The following is an 18,512-nucleotide window of genomic DNA, read 5'->3' as shown; positions in this document are numbered from 1 at the left end:
ACGTAAAAGATGTCGAACGACGACAAGCTCAGGGATTACCTCAAGCGCGTGATGGTGGACCTGCGCCAGACCCGCAGGCAGCTGGGTGAGCTGGAGGCGAAGGAGACCGAGCCCATCGCCGTCGTCGGGATGGCCTGCCGCTACCCGGGCGGCGTCGGCTCGCCCGAGGACCTGTGGCGACTGGTCGCCTCGGGCGGCGACGGTCTGTCCGAGTTCCCCACCGACCGCGGCTGGGACCTGGGCACGGTCTACGACCCCGAGCCCGGGCGGACGGGCCGCACGTACGTGCGCGAGGGCGGCTTCCTCCACGACGCCGGCGAGTTCGACCCCGCGTTCTTCGGGATCTCCCCCCGCGAGGCCCAGGTCATGGACCCGCAGCAGCGGCTGCTCCTGCAGACGTCCTGGGAGGCCCTCGAACGCGCGGGCATCGACCCCGTCACCGCACGCGGCACCCGGGCCGGCGTGTTCGTCGGTACCAACGGCCAGGACCACGCCTACCTCCAGCGGCAGGGCGACAGCGACATCGAGGCCCACCTCGTCACTGCGAACACCGCCGCCGTGGTGTCCGGCCGCATCTCCTACGCCCTCGGCCTCGAAGGTCCGGCGGTCACCGTCGACACGGCCTGCTCGTCCTCGCTGGTGGCGCTCCACCTGGCCGCCCAGGCGCTGCGCCGCGGCGAGTGCTCGCTCGCCCTGGCCGGCGGCGTGACCGTGATGGCCACGCCGAACACCTTCATCGCGTTCAGTGCGCAGCGCGGCCTGTCGCCCGACGGCCGCTGCCGCGCGTTCTCCTCGACCGCCGACGGCACCGGCATGTCCGAAGGCGTCGGCGTGCTCCTGCTGGAGCGGTTGTCCGACGCCCGCCGGCTCGGCCACGACGTGCTGGCCGTCATCCGCGGCAGCGCCGTCAACCAGGACGGCGCCTCCAACGGCCTCACGGCCCCGAACGGCCCGTCGCAGGAGCGCGTGATCCGGCAGGCGCTGGAGAACGCGCGCCTGACCGCCTCTCAGGTCGACGCGGTCGAGGCGCACGGCACGGCCACTACTCTCGGCGACCCGATCGAGGCGGAGGCGCTGCTCGCCACGTACGGCCAGGAGCACTCGGGCGACCGGCCGCTGTGGCTGGGATCCATCAAGTCCAACATCGGCCACACGCAGGCCGCCGCGGGTGTCGCCGGTGTGATCAAGATGGTGATGGCCATCCGCAACGGCGTCCTGCCGCAGACGCTGCACGTGGACGAGCCGACCGCTCAGGTCGACTGGTCGGGGGGCGGCGTCAAGCTGCTGACCGAGGCCGTCCAGTGGCCCGAGTCGGACCACCCCCGCCGCGCCGCCGTCTCTTCCTTCGGCGTCAGCGGCACCAACGCGCACACGATCATCGAACAGGCCCCGGCCCTCGACGAGGAGCCCGCCGCCGAGCCGGCCGGGGACCCGGCCGCCGGGGCGCTGCCGTGGGTGCTATCGGCGAAGAGCGACGCGGCACTGCGCGCCCAGGCGGAGCGCCTGCTCTCCTTCCTGGAAGACGGCCGGAGCGGCCCCGGGAGCGCCCCGGCCGACATCGGCTTCTCCCTCGCCACGACGCGCACCGCCTGGGACCGCAGGGCGGCCGTCGTCGGCGAGAGCCTGGAGGAACTCACGGAGGGTGTACGGGCGTTGGCGTCCGACACCCCGTCCGCGGCCGTGGTCCACAACGCGGCCCGCCGCGGCGACAAGACCGGGTTCCTGTTCTCGGGCCAGGGTTCGCAGCGGGTCGGTATGGGCCGCGACCTCTACGACGCCTTCCCGGCGTTCGCCGCCGCCTACGACGAGATCTGTGCCCATCTCGACGTCACGCTCGATGTCGACGCGGAGGAGTTGAACCAGACCGGTTGCACCCAACCGGCGTTGTTCGCCGTCGAGGTGGCGCTGTTCCGGTTGCTGGAGTCGTGGGGCATCCGGCCGGATTATGTGGCTGGTCATTCGGTGGGTGAGATCGCGGCCGCTCATGTGGCGGGTGTGTTGTCGCTCGCGGATGCGGCGAAGCTGGTGTCGGCGCGGGCCGCGTTGATGCAGGCCCTGCCCGCGGGCGGCGCCATGGTGGCGGTCCAGGCGACCGAGGACGAGGTACTGCCCTACCTGACCGACGAGGCCGGTGTCGCGGCGGTCAACGGGCCTCGGTCGGTCGTGGTCTCCGGTGCCGAGGATGCTGTGCTGGAGATCGTCGAGGTCTTCGCCCGACAGGGCCGCAAGACCTCCCGGTTGAAGGTCAGTCACGCGTTCCACTCGCCGTTGATGGACCCGATGCTGGAGGAGTTCGCGCAGGTCGTTCGCCGTCTGGCCTTCGACGAGCCGCGGATTCCTGTGGTCTCCAACCTCACCGGTCGCCTGGCCGAGCCGTACACGCCCGAGTACTGGGTCCGGCACGTCCGCGAGGCGGTGCGCTTCGCCGACGGCGTACGGACCCTGCACGAGCTGGGTGTGACCACGTTCGTGGAGATCGGCCCCGGCGGTGTCCTCAGCGCCCTGGCGCAGGGCTGTGTGGACGACGTGGTTGCCGTGCCCGTGCTGCGCGGTGATCGCCCCGAGCAGCAGGCCGTCGTGACCGCGCTCGCCGAACTGCACGTCAGCGGTGCCGAAGTGGACTGGCAGGCTTTCTTCCCGGGCGCCCGGCGCGTCGACCTGCCCACCTACGCCTTCCAGCAGCAGCGCTACTGGCTCGATGCCCCCGAGGCCGAGACAGCCGCCGCGGACGCGGTCGACGCCGAGTTCTGGGCGAGCGTCGAGCGCGAGGACGCCCAGTCCCTCGCCGCCACGCTGGGGCTGAGCCCCGAGGAACTAAACGTCGTAGTACCGAAGTTGTCGGCCTGGCGGGGTCGGCGGCGCGAGCAGTCCGTCGTGGACGGCTGGCGCTACCAACTGGCCTGGCAACCGCTGAACGGCCTGTCCGCAGGCGACCTGTCCGGCAGCACATGGCTGTTCGCCGCGCCCGAGGGCGACGAGTGGGCCGGCACGGTCCGCGCGGCCCTCGCCGGACGCGGCGCGCGTCTGATCCCGCTGACGGTCGGTGCCTTCGTCGACCGTGCGTCCCTGGCCGACGAGCTGACCCGGGCCGCAGCCGAAGCCGGATCGCTCGACGGCGTCCTGTCGCTGCTCGCGACCGACGAGACCGCCTCGCCCGAGCACCCCGCGCTCTCCCAGGGCTTCGCGCAGACCGTGGCCCTGGCCCAGGCACTTGGCGACGCGGGCGTCGACGCGCCGCTGTGGTGCGCCACCCGTGGCGCAGCCGCCACCGGCCGCTCCGACGACGCACCGCTCAGCGCGGTGCAGAACCAGGTGTGGGGCCTCGGCCGTGCCCTGGCCCTGGAGCACGCCCGGCGCTGGGGCGGCCTGATCGACCTGCCGGCGGCTGTCGACGAGCGTGCCGCCGGCCGCATCGCCGCCGTACTGAGCCAGGGAGTCGGCGCTGCGGATGGCCAGGAGGGCGATGGCCAGGAGGACCAGGTCGCCGTCCGCGCCACCGGCGTGTTCACCGCCCGGCTCGCCCACGCCCGAAGCGCCACCGGCCGGCCGTGGTCGCCGCGCGGCACGGTGCTGATCACCGGTGGTACGGGTGCGCTGGGCGGGCACGTGGCCCGCTGGCTCGCCGGTGCCGGTGCGGAGCACCTGGTGCTCGCCGGCCGCCGCGGTGCCGACGCGCCCGGCGCGACCGCGCTCAAGGCCGAACTGGAGGCGCTGGGCGCGCGTGTCACCCTCGCCGTGTGCGATGTCGCCGACCGCGACGCGGTGGCGGCGCTGCTCGCCGAGCACACGTTCACCTCCGTCTTCCACGCCGCGGGCGTGGAACAGTTAGCCCCCTTCGACGAACTGACACCGGCCGACTTCGCCCGCACGGTGACGGCGAAGGCCCGCGGCGCCGCACACCTGGACGAACTGCTCGGCGACCGTGAGCTGGACGCCTTCGTCCTCTTCTCCTCGATCGCCGGCGTGTGGGGCAGCGGACTGCAGACCGCCTACGCGGCCGGCAACGCCTTCCTCGACGGGCTCGCCGCCCGGCGGAGGGCCCGGGGCCTGGCCGCCACCGCGATCGCCTGGGGCCCGTGGGCCGACGGCGGCATGGTCACCGACGCCGACGAGGAGCACCTGCGCCGCCGCGGCGTCGTCACCCTGCCCGCCGCACTCGCCGTGACCGCGGTCCAGCGCGCCCTGGACTGCGACGACACCGCGGTCGTCGTGGCCGACATCGACTGGGAACGGTTCATCGGACCGTTCACCCTCAGTCGCCCGAGCGCCCTGCTGTCCGAGTTGCCCGAGGTACGCCGCGTCGGCACCGCCGCACCGGCCGGCGCCGCCACCGGCGCCGCGCCCCTGGCGGCCCGGCTCGCCGGGCTGCCGGAGGCCGAGCGCACGGAGAGACTGATTGACCTGGTCCGCGCGCACGTCGCGGCCGTCCTGGGCCACTCCTCGGCGGCGGAGGTCGAGCCCGACCGGGCGTTCAAGGACCTCGGCTTTGACTCCCTGACCGCCGTCGAACTCCGCAACAAGGTGAACACGGCGACCGGTCTCGCGCTGCCGCCCACGCTGGTCTTCGACCACCCCAACGCCACGGCGCTCGCCCGCTTCCTGCAGAGCGAGCTGTTCGGATCGAAGGCCGCCGTGGAGCAGGAGCGGCACGCGGCCGCCGACGACGAGCCCATCGCCATCGTGGCGATGAGCTGCTACCTGCCCGGCGGCGTCGACTCGCCCGAGGCCCTGTGGGACCTGGTGACGTCCGGCGGCGACGCCGTCTCCGCGTTCCCGTCGAACCGCGGCTGGGACGTCGAGGCCCTCTACGACCCCGACCCCGACCGCCCCGGCAAGACGTACGCGCGCGACGGCGGCTTCCTTTATGGCGCCACCGACTTCGACGCCGGCTTCTTCGGGATCTCTCCGCGTGAGGCCCTGGCGATGGACCCGCAGCAACGCCTGCTGCTGGAGGCCTCGTGGGAGGCCTTCGAGCGGGCCGGGATCGCCCCCGCGCAGCTGCGCGGCAGCCGGACCGGCGTCTTCGTCGGCATGGCCTACCAGGGCTACGGAGCCGATGTGCGCCGCGCGCCGGAAGGCGTCGAAGGACACCGGCTCGTCGGCGGCGCGTCCAGCGTCGTCTCGGGCCGGGTGGCCTACACCTTCGGACTCGAAGGGCCCGCCGTCACGATCGACACGGCGTGCTCGTCGTCCCTGGTCGCCCTGCACCTGGCCATCCAGTCGCTGCGCAACGGCGAGAGCACGATGGCGCTGGCCGGCGGCGTCACCGTCATGGCCAGTCCGAGCGTTTTCGTGGAGTTCAGCCGCCAGCGTGGTCTGTCGCCCGACGGGCGCTGCAGGGCGTTCGGCGCGGACGCCGACGGCACCGGCTGGGCGGAGGGCGTGGGCGTGGTGCTCGTGGAGCGGCTGTCCGACGCCCGCCGCAACGGGCACCAGGTGTTGGCGGTGGTACGGGGCAGCGCGGTGAACCAGGATGGGGCGTCCAACGGGCTGACCGCGCCGAACGGTCCGGCGCAGCAGCGGGTCATCCGGCAGGCCCTAGCCTCCGCCGGGCTCGCTCCGGGCGATGTGGATGTCGTCGAGGCGCACGGTACGGGCACGAGGCTGGGTGACCCGATCGAGGCGCAGGCGCTCCTTGCGACCTATGGACAGGAGCGTGAACGACCCCTCCTGCTCGGCTCGTTGAAGTCCAACATCGGTCACACGCAGGCCGCGGCGGGTGTCGCCGGTGTGATCAAGATGGTCATGGCGATGCGCCACGGAGTGCTCCCGCGGACCCTGCACGCCGATGAGCCGACGCCGCACGTGGACTGGTCGGCCGGTGATGTCCGGTTGCTGACCGAGGCCGTCGACTGGCCGGAGTCGGACCGCCCGCGCCGTGCCGCGATCTCGTCCTTCGGTGTCAGCGGCACCAACGCGCACACCATCATCGAACAGGCCCCCGCCACGGCGGAGTTGCCTCATACGCCCGACTCCGGCGCGCTCGTGCCATGGGTGCTGTCGGGCAAGGGCGGGTCGGCGCTGCGTGCCCAGGCGGCCCGGCTGGCCGGCCACCTCGACGCGAACGACGGCTGGACGGCTTCCGACATCGGCCTCTCCCTGGCCTCCCGCGAGACGTTCGAGGACCGCGCGGTGCTCCTGGCAGAGGGCCCGGACAAGCTCCGGCAAGCCCTCACCGCCCTCGCCGCCGGCCAACCGGCGGCGAACGTGACGCTGGGACGAATCCGTCCCGAGGGCAAGGTCGGTTTCCTGTTCTCGGGTCAGGGTTCGCAGCGGATCGGTATGGGGCGTGAGTTGTACGGGGCGTTCCCTGCGTTCGCCGATGCGTATGACGAGGTGTGTGCGCGTCTGGACGCGCCGGTCGATATCGACGCCGAGGCGCTGCATCAGACCGGGTGTGCCCAGCCCGCGCTCTTTGCGGTCGAGGTGGCGCTGTTCCGGCTTCTCGAATCGTGGGGCATCCACCCGGACTACGTGGCCGGTCACTCGGTCGGTGAGATCGCGGCCGCTCATGTGGCTGGGGTGCTGTCGCTGGACGACGCCGCGAAGCTGGTGTCCGCGCGTGCCGCGCTGATGCAGGCCCTGCCCGTCGGCGGTGCCATGGTCGCGGTCCAGGCCACCGAGGAGGAAGTGCTGCCGCACCTGACCGACGACGTCGGCATCGCGGCACTCAACGGACCGCAGTCCGTTGTGATCTCCGGAGCCGAGGATGCTGTGCTGGAGATCGCCGAGGTCTTCGTCCAACAGGGCCGCAAAACATCTCGGTTGAGGGTCAGTCACGCGTTCCACTCGCCGTTGATGGACCCGATGCTGGAGGAGTTCGCCGAGGTCGTCCGCGGTCTGACGTTCTGTGAGCCGCGGATCCCGGTGGTCTCGAACCTCACCGGCCGCCTGACCGAGCCGTACACCCCCGAGTACTGGGTGCGGCACGTGCGCGAAGCGGTGCGCTTCGCCGACGGCATCGAGACCCTCGGCGACCTGGGCGTGACCACGTTCGTGGAGATCGGCCCCGGCGGTGTTTTGAGCGGCATGGTGCAGGGCTGCGCGGACGACATCGTCACCATCCCCGTACTCCGAGCCGACCGCCCCGAGCGGCAGGCCCTCCTCACCGCGCTCGCCGAACTGCACGTGCACGGCGCCTCCTTGGACTGGCAGGTCCTCTTCCCCGGCGCTCACCGCGTCACCCTGCCCACCTACGCCTTCCAGCGCGAGCGCTTCTGGCTGGACGGGGAGGGGGACGAGGACCTGACCGCCGCCGGCACCCTGGTCGACGCGGCGGACTCCGGCTTCTGGGACAGCGTGGAACGCGAGGACGCGGAGACCCTCGCCGCGATCCTGGGCGTCGGCGCGGACGCCTCGCTGAGCGCGCTCCTGCCCAGGCTGTCCGCGTGGCGCCGTCAGCGCCGCGAGCAGTCCGTGGTCGACGGCTGGCGCTACCGCGTCACATGGAAGCCACTCGGCCCGCTTCCTCGGCCCGGCGCGTCCGGGACCTGGCTGCTCGTCGTGGCCGACGAGAGCGAGTGGACCGCCTCGGTCCGTACTGCGCTCGGCGAGCGCGGCCTGGAACTGGTGACGCTCGTCGCCGGTCCCGGCACCGACCGCGGGACGCTGGCCGGCGAGCTGGCCGGCGTCGGCCCGCTGACCGGCGTGCTGTCCCTGCTCGCCGAGGACGAGAGCGCCTCGGCAGGCCACCCCGGCCTGTCGCACGGCCTCGCGGCGACCCTCTGCCTCGTGCAGGCGCTCGGTGACGCGGGCGTCGACGTCCCGCTGTGGTGCGCCACGCGCGGCGCGGTGGCCACCGGTCGCTCCGACCGCGTGGACCGCCCGCTGCAGTCGCAGGTGTGGGGCTTCGGCCGGGCGGCGGCGCTGGAACACCCGCAGCGCTGGGGTGGACTGCTCGACCTTCCGGATCTGCTGGACGCCCGCGCCGCGGCCCGCGTGGCCGCCGTCCTCGGCCAGACGGCCGAGGACCAGGTGGCGGTCCGAGCCTCGGGCCTCTTCGGGCGCCGGCTCGTCCGGGCCGCCCGCGCCACCGGCCCCGCCCAGGAGTGGTCGCCGCGCGGCACGGTGCTGATCACCGGTGGTACGGGTGCGTTGGGCGGGCACGTGGCCCGCTGGCTCGCCGGTGCCGGTGCCGAACACCTCGTGCTCACCAGCCGCCGAGGCCCCGCGGCGCCCGGCGCCGCGGAGCTCGTCGCGGAGCTGGAGGAGCTCGGCGCGGCCGCGACCGTCGTGGCCTGTGACGCGGCCGACCGTGACGCCCTGCGGGCGCTGTTGGCCGAGCATCCCGTCAATGCCGTCGTCCACGCCGCCGGCGTCGGCGACCACGTCATGATCGAGGACTCCGATCCGGCCGGGTTCGCCGACACGGTGGTGGCCAAGGCCGCAGGTGCCACGCACCTGGACGAACTGCTGGCCGGTCAGGAGCTCGACGCGTTCGTCATGTTCTCCTCGGGCGCCGGCATCTGGGGCGGCGCCGGCCAGGGCGCCTACTCGGCGGCCAACGCCTACCTGGACGCCCTCGCCGAGTACCGGCGGGCACATGGGCGCACCGCGCTCGCCGTCTCCTGGGGCGGCTGGGCCGAGGGCGGCATGGCCGGCGTCGGCGACGGAGAGGAGATGCTGCGCCGCCGCGGTCTGCCGCCCATGCGGCCCGCCCTCGCGGTCTCCGTGCTCCAACAGGCGCTGGCCCAGGGCGAGACCGCCCTCACCGTCGCGGACTTCGAGTGGGAGCGGTTCATCGGCCCGTTCACGGTCATCCGCCCCAGCGCTCTGTTCTCCGATGTGCCCGAGGCGCGCCGAGCCCTGGAGGCACCGACCGCCGGCGGCGCCGAAGCCGGCAACGCGCTCGCCGCGAAGCTGGCCGGGCTGTCGGCGGGCGAGCAGGACCGCACGCTGGTGGACCTCGTCCGTACGCACGCGGCCGCCGTGCTCGGCCACGACGATGCCGCGGCGGTGGAGCCCGGCCGGGCGTTCAACGACCTCGGCTTCGACTCGCTCACCGCCGTCGAACTGCGCAACAAGCTCACGGCCGACACCGGCCTGAAGCTGCCCACCACGCTGGTCTTCGACCACCCCAACGCCACGGCTCTGGCCCGGTTCCTGCGTGCCGAACTGCTCGGTTCGCAGGGCGCCGTGCCGCAGGAGCAGCGCACGGCCGCCGTCGGCGACGAACCCATCGCGATCGTGGCCATGAGCTGCCGCCTTCCCGGTGGCGTCGGCTCGCCCGAAGACCTGTGGCAGCTCGTGACGTCCGGCGGCGACGCGATCTCCGGCTTCCCCGAGGACCGCGGCTGGGACGTCGAGGACCTCTACGACCCCGACCCGGGCACCCCCGGCAAGACCTACGCGCGCGACGGCGGCTTCCTCTACGACGCCGGCGACTTCGACGCCGCGCTGTTCGGGATCTCGCCGCGTGAGGCGCTGGCGATGGACCCGCAGCAGCGCCTGCTGCTGGAGGCCTCGTGGGAGGCCTTCGAGCGGGCCGGCATCGATCCGGCCTCCCTGAAGGGCAGCCGCACCGGCGTGTTCGTCGGCATGTCCTACCAGGGCTACGGCGCGGGCCTTCAGCAGGTCCCGGAAGGCGTCGAGGGCCACATGCTCACCGGCAGCGCCGCGAGCGTCGTCTCCGGGCGCGTGGCCTACTCGTTCGGCCTGGAGGGCCCGGCCGTCACGATCGACACGGCGTGCTCGTCGTCCCTGGTCGCCCTGCACCTGGCCATCCAGTCGCTGCGGAGCGGCGAGAGCACGATGGCCGTCGCGGGCGGGGTGAACGTCATGGCCGTACCGGCCGCGTTCGTGGAGTTCAGCCGCCAGCGCGGGCTGGCCCCCGACGGACGGTGCAAGGCGTTCGGCGCCGGCGCCGACGGCACCGGCTGGGCGGAGGGCGTGGGCGTGGTGCTCGTGGAGCGGCTGTCCGACGCCCGCCGCAACGGGCACCAGGTGTTGGCGGTGGTACGGGGCAGCGCCGTGAACCAGGACGGGGCGTCCAACGGGCTGACCGCGCCGAACGGCCCCGCGCAGCAGCGGGTCATCCGCCAGGCCCTGGCCTCCGCCGGGCTCACCGAGGCTGATGTCGACGCGGTGGAGGCACACGGCACGGGCACCGCTCTGGGTGACCCGATCGAGGCGCAGGCGCTGCTCGCCACGTACGGCCGGGAACGCCCGGAGGACCGGCCGCTGTGGCTCGGCTCGCTGAAGTCCAACATCGGTCACGCCCAGGCGGCGTCCGGCGTGGCCGGTGTGATCAAGATGGTGATGGCGATGCGCCACGGTGTCCTGCCGCGGACCCTGCACGCCGATGAGCCGACGCCGCACGTGGACTGGTCGGCGGGCGCGGTGCGGCTGCTGGCCGAGGCCGTCGGCTGGCCGGAGACGGACCGTCCGCGCCGTGCCGCGATCTCGTCGTTCGGTGTCAGCGGCACCAACGCGCACACCATCATCGAGCAGGCCCCGCCGGCCGAACCGGCCGCCGTCGCACCGGTCGAGGTCGCCTCGCCGGCCGTACCGTGGGTCCTGTCCGGCAAGTCCGAGGCCGCGCTGCGCGCCCAGGCCGAGCGCCTGCTGTCCCTTACGGCCGACGGCGCCGAACCGTCCCTCACCGACGTCGGCTTCTCGCTGGCCACCACCCGGACCGCCCTGGAGCACCGCGCCGCCGTGGTCGGTGCCGACCAGGGCCGGATCGCCGAGGGCCTGCGGGCCCTGGCTTCGGGGGCGCCCGCTCCCGGCGTCGCTCTCGGCCGTGCCGGCGCCGGTCAGGTCGGGTTCCTGTTCTCCGGGCAGGGCTCGCAGCGCATCGGTATGGGGCGGGAACTGTACGAGGCGTTCCCGGTCTTCGCGGAGGCGTACGACGAGGTGTGCGCCCACCTCGACCGGCACCTCGACCGGCCGCTGCGGGACGTGGCCTTCGGCGAGAACGGTCACGAGGACGGCGAGGAGCTGAACCGCACCGTCTTCACCCAGCCGGCGCTGTTCGCGCACGAGGTCGCCGTGTACCGCCTGCTCGAATCGTGGGGTGTGCGGCCGGACTTCCTGGCCGGGCACTCCGTGGGCGAGATCGCGGCCGCCCACGTGGCCGGGGCCCTGTCGATGGAGGACGCGGCCGCACTGGTGACGGCTCGTGCCGCGCTGATGCAGGCCCTGCCCGCCGGCGGGGCGATGATCGCCGTCCAGGCCACCGAGGACGAGGTGCTGCCGCAGCTCACCGACGACGCCGACATCGCGGCGGTCAACGGCCCGCAGTCCGTCGTGGTCTCCGGAGCCGAGGACGCAGTGGCCGCCGTCGCGGACCACTTCGCCCGGGAGGGCCGCAAGACCTCCCGGCTCACCGTGAGCCACGCGTTCCACTCACCGCTGATGGACCCCGTGCTGGCGGACTTCGCCCGCGTCGTCGGCGGTCTGCGCTTCGAGACACCCCGGACACCGGTCGTCTCGAACCTCACCGGTGAGCTCATCGACGCGTACACACCGGACTACTGGGTCCGGCACGCCCGCGAGGCCGTGCGCTTCGCCGACGGCATCCGGACCCTGGCCGGGCTGGGCGTGACCACGTTCGTGGAGACCGGCCCCGGTGCGGTGCTGAGCGCCATGGCCCAGGGCTGCCTGGACGGCGCGGTCACCGTTCCCTCCGCACGGTCCGGCAGCCCCGAACCCGAGGCGATCACCGGCGCCCTCGCGCAACTCCACGTGCACGGTGTTCCCGTCGACTGGCAGGCGTTCTTCGCCGGCCGCGGCGCCCGGCGCGCCGACCTGCCCACCTACGCCTTCCAGCACCGGCGGTACTGGCTGGAGACCACCACGCCCACGGCTGCCGCCGTCGCGGGAACCGACGCCGTGGAGGCCGGGTTCTGGGCGACGGTGGAGCGCGAGGACACCCAGTCCCTCGCCGCCACCCTCGACCTGCCCGCCGAGCAGTTGGACGCGGTGCTGCCCCGGCTGTCCGCGTGGCGGCGACAGCAGCGCCGGGAGTCCGCCGTGGAAGGCTGGTCCTACCGCACGGGCTGGAAACCACTCAGCGGCCTCCGAGCGCACGAACTGCCGGGCGACTGGCTGTTCCTGGTCACCGAGGACACCGCGGACGCCGAGGCTGTCGAGTGGACCGCCGCCGTCGCCGACGGGCTCGCCGCCCGCGGGGCCCGGCTGGTCCGGGTGGCGGTCGACCCGGCCGCCGACCGCGGCGCACTGCTGCGGCAGCTCGGCGACACCGTCCGGGAGACCACGGTCGACGGGGTGATCTCCCTGCTCGGCACCGACGAGCGTCCCCACAGCGGACACCCGGCTCTCTCCGTCGGCATCGCGCTGTCCCTCGCGCTCGTCCAGGCCCTGGGCGACGCCGGCATCGACGCTCCGCTGTGGGCGCTGACCCGGTCCGCCATGTTCACCGGCCGTGCGGACATGGTGCCGAGCGCCACTCAGAATGCCGTCTGGGGCCTCGGCCGGGTCGCCGCGCTGGAGCACGCGCCGCGCTGGGGCGGTCTGATCGACCTCCCGGACACGGTCGACGACCGGGTCGCCGACCGACTCGCCGCGGTGCTCGGCCAGTCAGTCGAGGACCAGCCGGTCGAGGACCAGATCGCGATCCGCGCCCGCGGCGTGTTCGGCCGCCGGCTGTCCCACACCGCCGCCCGCAGGAACACCCGGGCCGGGCAGCGGTGGTCGCCGCGCGGCACGGTGCTGATCACCGGTGGTACGGGTGCGTTGGGCGGGCACGTGGCCCGCTGGCTCGCCGGTGCCGGTGCCGAACACCTGGTGCTCGCCGGCCGCCGCGGCCTCGACGCGCCGGGCGCGGCCGGTCTCCTCGCAGAGCTGGAGGCGACCGGTGTCCGGGTCACCGTCGCCGCGTGCGACGTCGCCGACCGTGAGGCGCTGGCCGCGCTGCTCGCCGAGCACCCGGTGAACGCCGTCGTCCACACGGCGGGCGCGGACCACTTGGAGCCGCTGGAGGCCATGACACCGGGCTCCTTCGCCGACGTGCTGTCCGCCAAGGCAACCGGCGCCCTGCACCTCGACGCGCTCCTCGCCGACCGGGAACTCGACGCCTTCGTCCTCTTCTCATCCATCGCCGGCGTGTGGGGAAGCGGCCATCAGGCCGCCTACGCGGCGGCCAACGCCCTGCTCGACGGACTCGCCGAACGCCGCCGGGCCCAAGGCCTGCCGGCGACCTCCGTGGCCTGGGGCCCGTGGGCCGGCGGCGGCATGGCCGAAGCCGACGGCGCGGACGAACGACTGCGCCGCCGCGGCCTGATCCCGATGCCCGCCACGCTCGCCGTGGCCGGCCTCCGGCAGGCGCTGGAATCCGGCGAGGCGACCGCCACGGTGGCCGACATCGACTGGGAGCGGTTCCTGCCCCCGTTCACCCTGGGCCGCCCGAGCGCCCTGCTCGGCGACCTCCCGGAGGCCGAGCGGATCCTCACCGCGGGCAGCACCGCCGGCGGGCCCGGCACGGCCGCCACCTCCCTCTTGGCCGACCGCCTCACCGGGATGCCCGAGACCGAGCAGCACGCGCTGCTGGTCGACCTCGTCCGCACACACGCGGCGGCCGTCCTCGGTCACAACAGCGCCGGCGAGGTCGAGGCCGACCGTGCCTTCAAGGACCTGGGCTTCGACTCCCTGACCGCCGTCGAACTGCGCAACAAGCTCAACGCCGAGACCGGCCTCGCACTGCCGCCCACGCTGGTCTTCGACCACCCCAACGCCCAGGCACTCGCCCGGCAGCTGCGCACCGAGCTCACCGGCCTCACCATCGCGGCCTCACCGGAAGCCGCCGCCGCGCCCGCCGAGGACGACGACCCCATCGCGATCGTCGGTATGGCGTGCCGGTATCCGGGCGGGGTGCGTTCGCCGGAGGACCTGTGGCAGTTGGTGGTCTCCGGCGGCGACGCGGTCGGCGAGTTCCCGGCGGACCGCGGCTGGGACGTGGAGGACATCTACGACCCGGACCCGGACGCGTCCGGCAAGACGTACACGCGCCGCGGTGGATTCCTCTACGACGCGGGGGAGTTCGACCCGGGGTTCTTCGGGATCAGCCCGCGTGAGGCCGTGGCGATGGATCCGCAGCAACGGCTGTTGCTGGAGACCACGTGGGAGACGTTCGAGCGCGCCGGCATCGACGCGGAGTCGGTGCGCGGCAGCCGTACCGGAGTCTTCGTCGGCTCCGGCTACCAGGACTACGCCGCCCAGGCCTTCCACGCGATCGACGACTCCGAGGGCTTCTTCGGCACGGGCAACTCGGCGAGCATCATGTCCGGCCGTATCGCCTACACCCTCGGTCTGGAAGGACCGGCCGTCACGGTCGACACCGCCTGCTCGTCGTCGCTCGTGGCCCTGCATTGGGCGGTCCAGGCCCTCCGCAACGGCGAGTGTTCCATGGCGCTGGCCGGGGGCGTAATGGTCATGTCCACCCCGCGTGCCTTCGTGGAGTTCAGCCGGCAGCGCGGGCTGTCGCCCGACGGGCGGTGCAAGGCGTTCGGTGCCGGTGCCGACGGCACGGGCTGGGCGGAGGGTGTCGGCATGCTGCTGGTGGAGCGGCTGTCCGACGCGGAGCGCAATGGCCACCGGGTGCTGGCCGTCGTGCGGGGGAGCGCGGTCAACCAGGACGGCGCGTCCAACGGTCTGACCGCGCCGAACGGTCCCGCGCAGCAGCGGGTCATCCGGCAGGCACTCACCTCCGCGGGCCTCACCACCGCTGATGTCGACGCGGTGGAGGCGCACGGTACGGGCACGAGGCTGGGCGACCCGATCGAGGCGCAGGCGCTGCTGGCGACCTATGGGCAAGAGCGTGAACAGCCTTTGTGGCTGGGCTCGTTGAAGTCCAACATCGGTCACGCCCAGGCCGCGGCGGGCGTCGGCGGCATCATCAAGATGGTCATGGCGATGCGCCACGGCGCGCTGCCGCGGACCCTGCACGCCGATGAGCCGACGCCGCACGTGGACTGGTCGGCCGGTGATGTCCGGTTGCTGACCGAGGCCGTCGACTGGCCCGAGTCGGACCGCCCGCGCCGTGCCGCGATCTCGTCCTTCGGCGTCAGCGGCACCAACGCGCACACCATCATCGAACAGGCCCCGCCGGCCCCGGCCGAAGAGGCCACAGCCGTTCCGGCCCCGGCACTCCTGCCGTGGGTGCTCTCCGCCAAGACCCGCGATGCTCTGCGCGACCAGGCACGACGGCTGCTGGACTTCGTGGAGGACGGCACGTCACCGGCCGATGTCGGCTTCTCGCTGGCCACCACCCGGAGCACCCTGCGCCACAGGGCGGCCGTCATCGGCGAGAGCTGTGACGACTTCCGCCGCGGACTGGAACGCCTGGCAGCCGGAACGCCGTCGCCCGGAGTCATCCAGGGTCGGCCGGGAGGCAAGGTCGGTTTTCTGTTCTCGGGTCAGGGTTCGCAGCGGATCGGTATGGGGCGTGAGTTGTACGGGGCGTTCCCCGTTTTCGCCGATGCGTACGACGAGGTGTGTGCGCGTCTGGACGCGCCGGTCGACGTCGACGTCGAGGCGCTGCATCAGACCGGGTGTGCCCAGCCCGCGCTCTTCGCGGTGGAGGTGGCGTTGTTCCGTCTCCTTGAATCGTGGGGTGTGCGGCCGGATTACGTGGCCGGTCATTCGGTCGGTGAGATCGCTGCCGCGCATGTGGCCGGGGTGCTGTCGTTGGACGACGCCGTGCGACTGGTGTCGGCGCGTGCCGTGTTGATGCAGGCGTTACCCGTCGGCGGCGCGATGGTGGCGGTGCAAGCCACCGAGGACGAGGTGCTGCCGCATCTGACCGACGAGGTCGGGATCGCCGCGGTCAACGGCCCCTCGTCGGTGGTGGTCTCCGGTGCCGAGGGTGCCGTGCTGGAGATCACTGAGGTCTTCTCTCAACAGGGCCGCAAAACATCTCGGTTGAGGGTCAGTCACGCGTTCCACTCGCCGTTGATGGACCCGATGCTGGAGGATTTCGCCGAGGTCGTCCGCGGTCTGACGTTCAGTCAGCCGAAGATTCCGGTGGTCTCCAACCTCACGGGTCAGCTCGTCGAGGCCTACGCCCCTGAGTACTGGGTCCGGCACGTCCGTGAGGCGGTCCGCTTCGCCGATGGCGTCGGGACCCTGCACGGCCTGGGCGTGACCACGTTCGTCGAGGTCGGCCCCGGCGGCGTCCTCAGTGCCCTGGCGCAGGGCTGTGCGGACGACATCGTCACCGTCCCCGTACTCCGAGCCGACCGCCCCGAGCGGCAGGCACTCCTCACGGCGCTCGCCGAACTGCACGTGCACGGCGTGTCCGTGGGCTGGAGCTCGTTCTTCGCCGGTGCGCGGAAGACCGACCTGCCGACCTATGCCTTCCAGCGCGAGCGGTACTGGGTCGACGCCCCGGAAACCGCTGCCGCCGCCCCGGCGGTGGATCCGTTGGACGCGGAGTTCTGGGAGACCGTCGAGCGCGAGGACCTGCAGTCCCTCGCCGAGACGCTCGACATCGGGGCAGGGGACGCGTTCAGCGACGTGCTGCCGAGGCTGTCGTCGTGGCGGCGGCAGCGCAAGGAGCAGTCCACCGTGGACGGCTGGCGCTACGGCGTCACCTGGAAAGCGATACCCGACCCCTCCCCGGAGGACCCTGCCCGGAACGGCATATGGCTGGTTCCGGTCAGCGCCGCGCAGCTCGGCGAGGACTGGGTCGCCGCCTGCCTCCGCGCGCTGACCGAGCGGGGCCTGGCCCCGCTGCCGGTCCCGGTCGAGCCGGCCACCGGCCGTGAGGACCTGACCGCGCAACTCGCCCGAGCGGCCGGGGACGAGACCGTGGCGGGTGTCCTGTCGCTGCTCGCCGTCGACGGCGAGGCCGCCCCGCAGGCCGCCGCTATGCCCGTCGGTGTCACGCTGTCCGTGCTGCTCGTCCAGGCCCTGGGCGACACGGGCATCGGCGCCCCGCTGTGGTGCGCGACCCGGAACGCGGTGGGCGTGAACTCCGCCGACGAGGCGGCGGACCCGTACCAGTCCCTGGTCTGGGGTCTGGGCAGGGTGGTGGCGCTGGAGCACTCGCGGCGCTGGGGCGGTCTCGTCGACCTTCCCGGCACGGTCGACGACCGGGTCGCCGGCCGCCTCGTCGCGGTGCTCGGCCAGTCGGCTGAGGACCAGGTCGCGATCCGCGACCACGGGGTGTTCGCACGGCGCCTGTCGCGTCTGCCCGCAGTCCGGAGCGACCGTTCGTGGTCGCCGCGCGGCACGGTGCTGATCACCGGTGGTACGGGTGCGCTGGGCGGGCACGTGGCCCGCTGGCTCGCCGGTGCCGGTGCGGAGCACCTGGTGCTCACCGGCCGCCGCGGTGCCGACGCGCCCGGTGCCACCCGCCTCAAGGACGAACTGGAGGAGCTGGGAGCGCGCGTCACCCTCGCCGTGTGCGATGTCGCCGACCGCGACGCGGTGGCGGCGCTGCTCGCCGAGCACCCGGTGAACGCCGTCGTCCACACGGCCGGCACCGCCGAGGCGGGCATGCTCGCCGAGACGAGCCTCGGCGACTTCGCGGCGACGGTCGCCGCAAAGGCCGTGGGGGCCGCGCACCTCCACGAACTGCTCGGCGATCAGGAGCTGGACGCCTTCGTCCTCTTCTCCTCCATCTCCGGTGTGTGGGGAGGCGGCGGGCAGGCCGCGTATTCGGCCGCGAACGCCTTCCTCGACGGCCTGGCGCAGTACCGGCGGGCCCGGGGCCTCACCGCGACCGCGATCGCCTGGGGCCCGTGGGGCCAGGGAGGCATGGTCGCCGACGCCGGGGACGAAGAGCGGCTGCGACAGCGCGGCCTGACCGTGCTGCGGCCGGACCGGGCGATCTCCGCGCTGCACGGTGCGCTGAGCGGCGGGGACGGCACGGTCACCGTGGCCGACGTGGACTGGGAGCGGTTCGTCGTCCCGTTCACCGTCGGCAGGCCGAGCGCGCTGCTGAGCGACCTGCCCGAGGTCAGGGACGCCCTCGCGGAGGAGCCCGCCGAGCAGACCGCGGAGCCGTCCGCGCTCAAGGCGAAGCTGTCCACGCTGTCCGAAGGCGAACAGCAACGCCTGCTCGTGGACACGGTGTGCGCGCACGCGTCGGCAGTACTGGGCCACAGCGGATCCGCGGCGGTGGAACCGGACCTGGCGTTCCGGGACCTCGGCTTCGACTCCCTGACCGCGGTGGAGCTGCGCAACCTGCTCACTGCCGACACCGGCCTGACCCTGCCCGCGACGCTGGTCTTCGACCACCCGACGCCCGAGGCGATCGCCCGCCACCTGCGGAGCGAACTTACCGGCGAGACGGGCCCGGAGGAGGTGTCGGTCTTCAGCGAGCTCGACCGGCTGGAGTCGGTGATCTCGACGGCCGCCTCGGCCGAGGAGACGGTCCGGTCGGGGGTGCGGAGGCGGCTGCAGGAACTGCTGTCCCTGGTGAATTCCGCCGGAGAGCAAGGCGCGGAATCCGCCGACGCGCAGCGACAGCTCCAGGACGCGACGATCGACGACATCTTCGATCTGATCGATCAAGATCTAGAAATTTCCTAGTTCTTGGCGCTCTACCT

The 18,512-nt window shown here is 73.2% G+C and carries 1 protein-coding gene; it reads left to right on the top strand.

Features of this window, described 5'->3' with window-relative positions:
• Window positions 1-9 precede the first annotated feature (9 nt).
• Window positions 10-18,495, top strand: a complete 18,486-nt coding sequence (locus OG780_RS01525; protein WP_328443829.1) for a type I polyketide synthase — start codon at window positions 10-12, stop codon at window positions 18,493-18,495.
• The last annotated feature ends 17 nt before the right edge of the window (window positions 18,496-18,512 follow it).

Source organism: Streptomyces sp. NBC_00386 (assembly GCF_036063235.1).
Lineage (GTDB): Bacteria > Actinomycetota > Actinomycetes > Streptomycetales > Streptomycetaceae > Streptomyces.
The sequence above is the reverse complement of the archived record's forward strand: the minus strand, read 5'-3'. Positions and strand labels throughout refer to the sequence as shown.

What these genes read in the sequence shown, in the direction of transcription:
- OG780_RS01525 (WP_328443829.1), top strand. Translation starts at nt 10, where the DNA reads ATGTCGAACGACGACAAGCTCAGGGATTACCTCAAGCGCGTGATGGTG.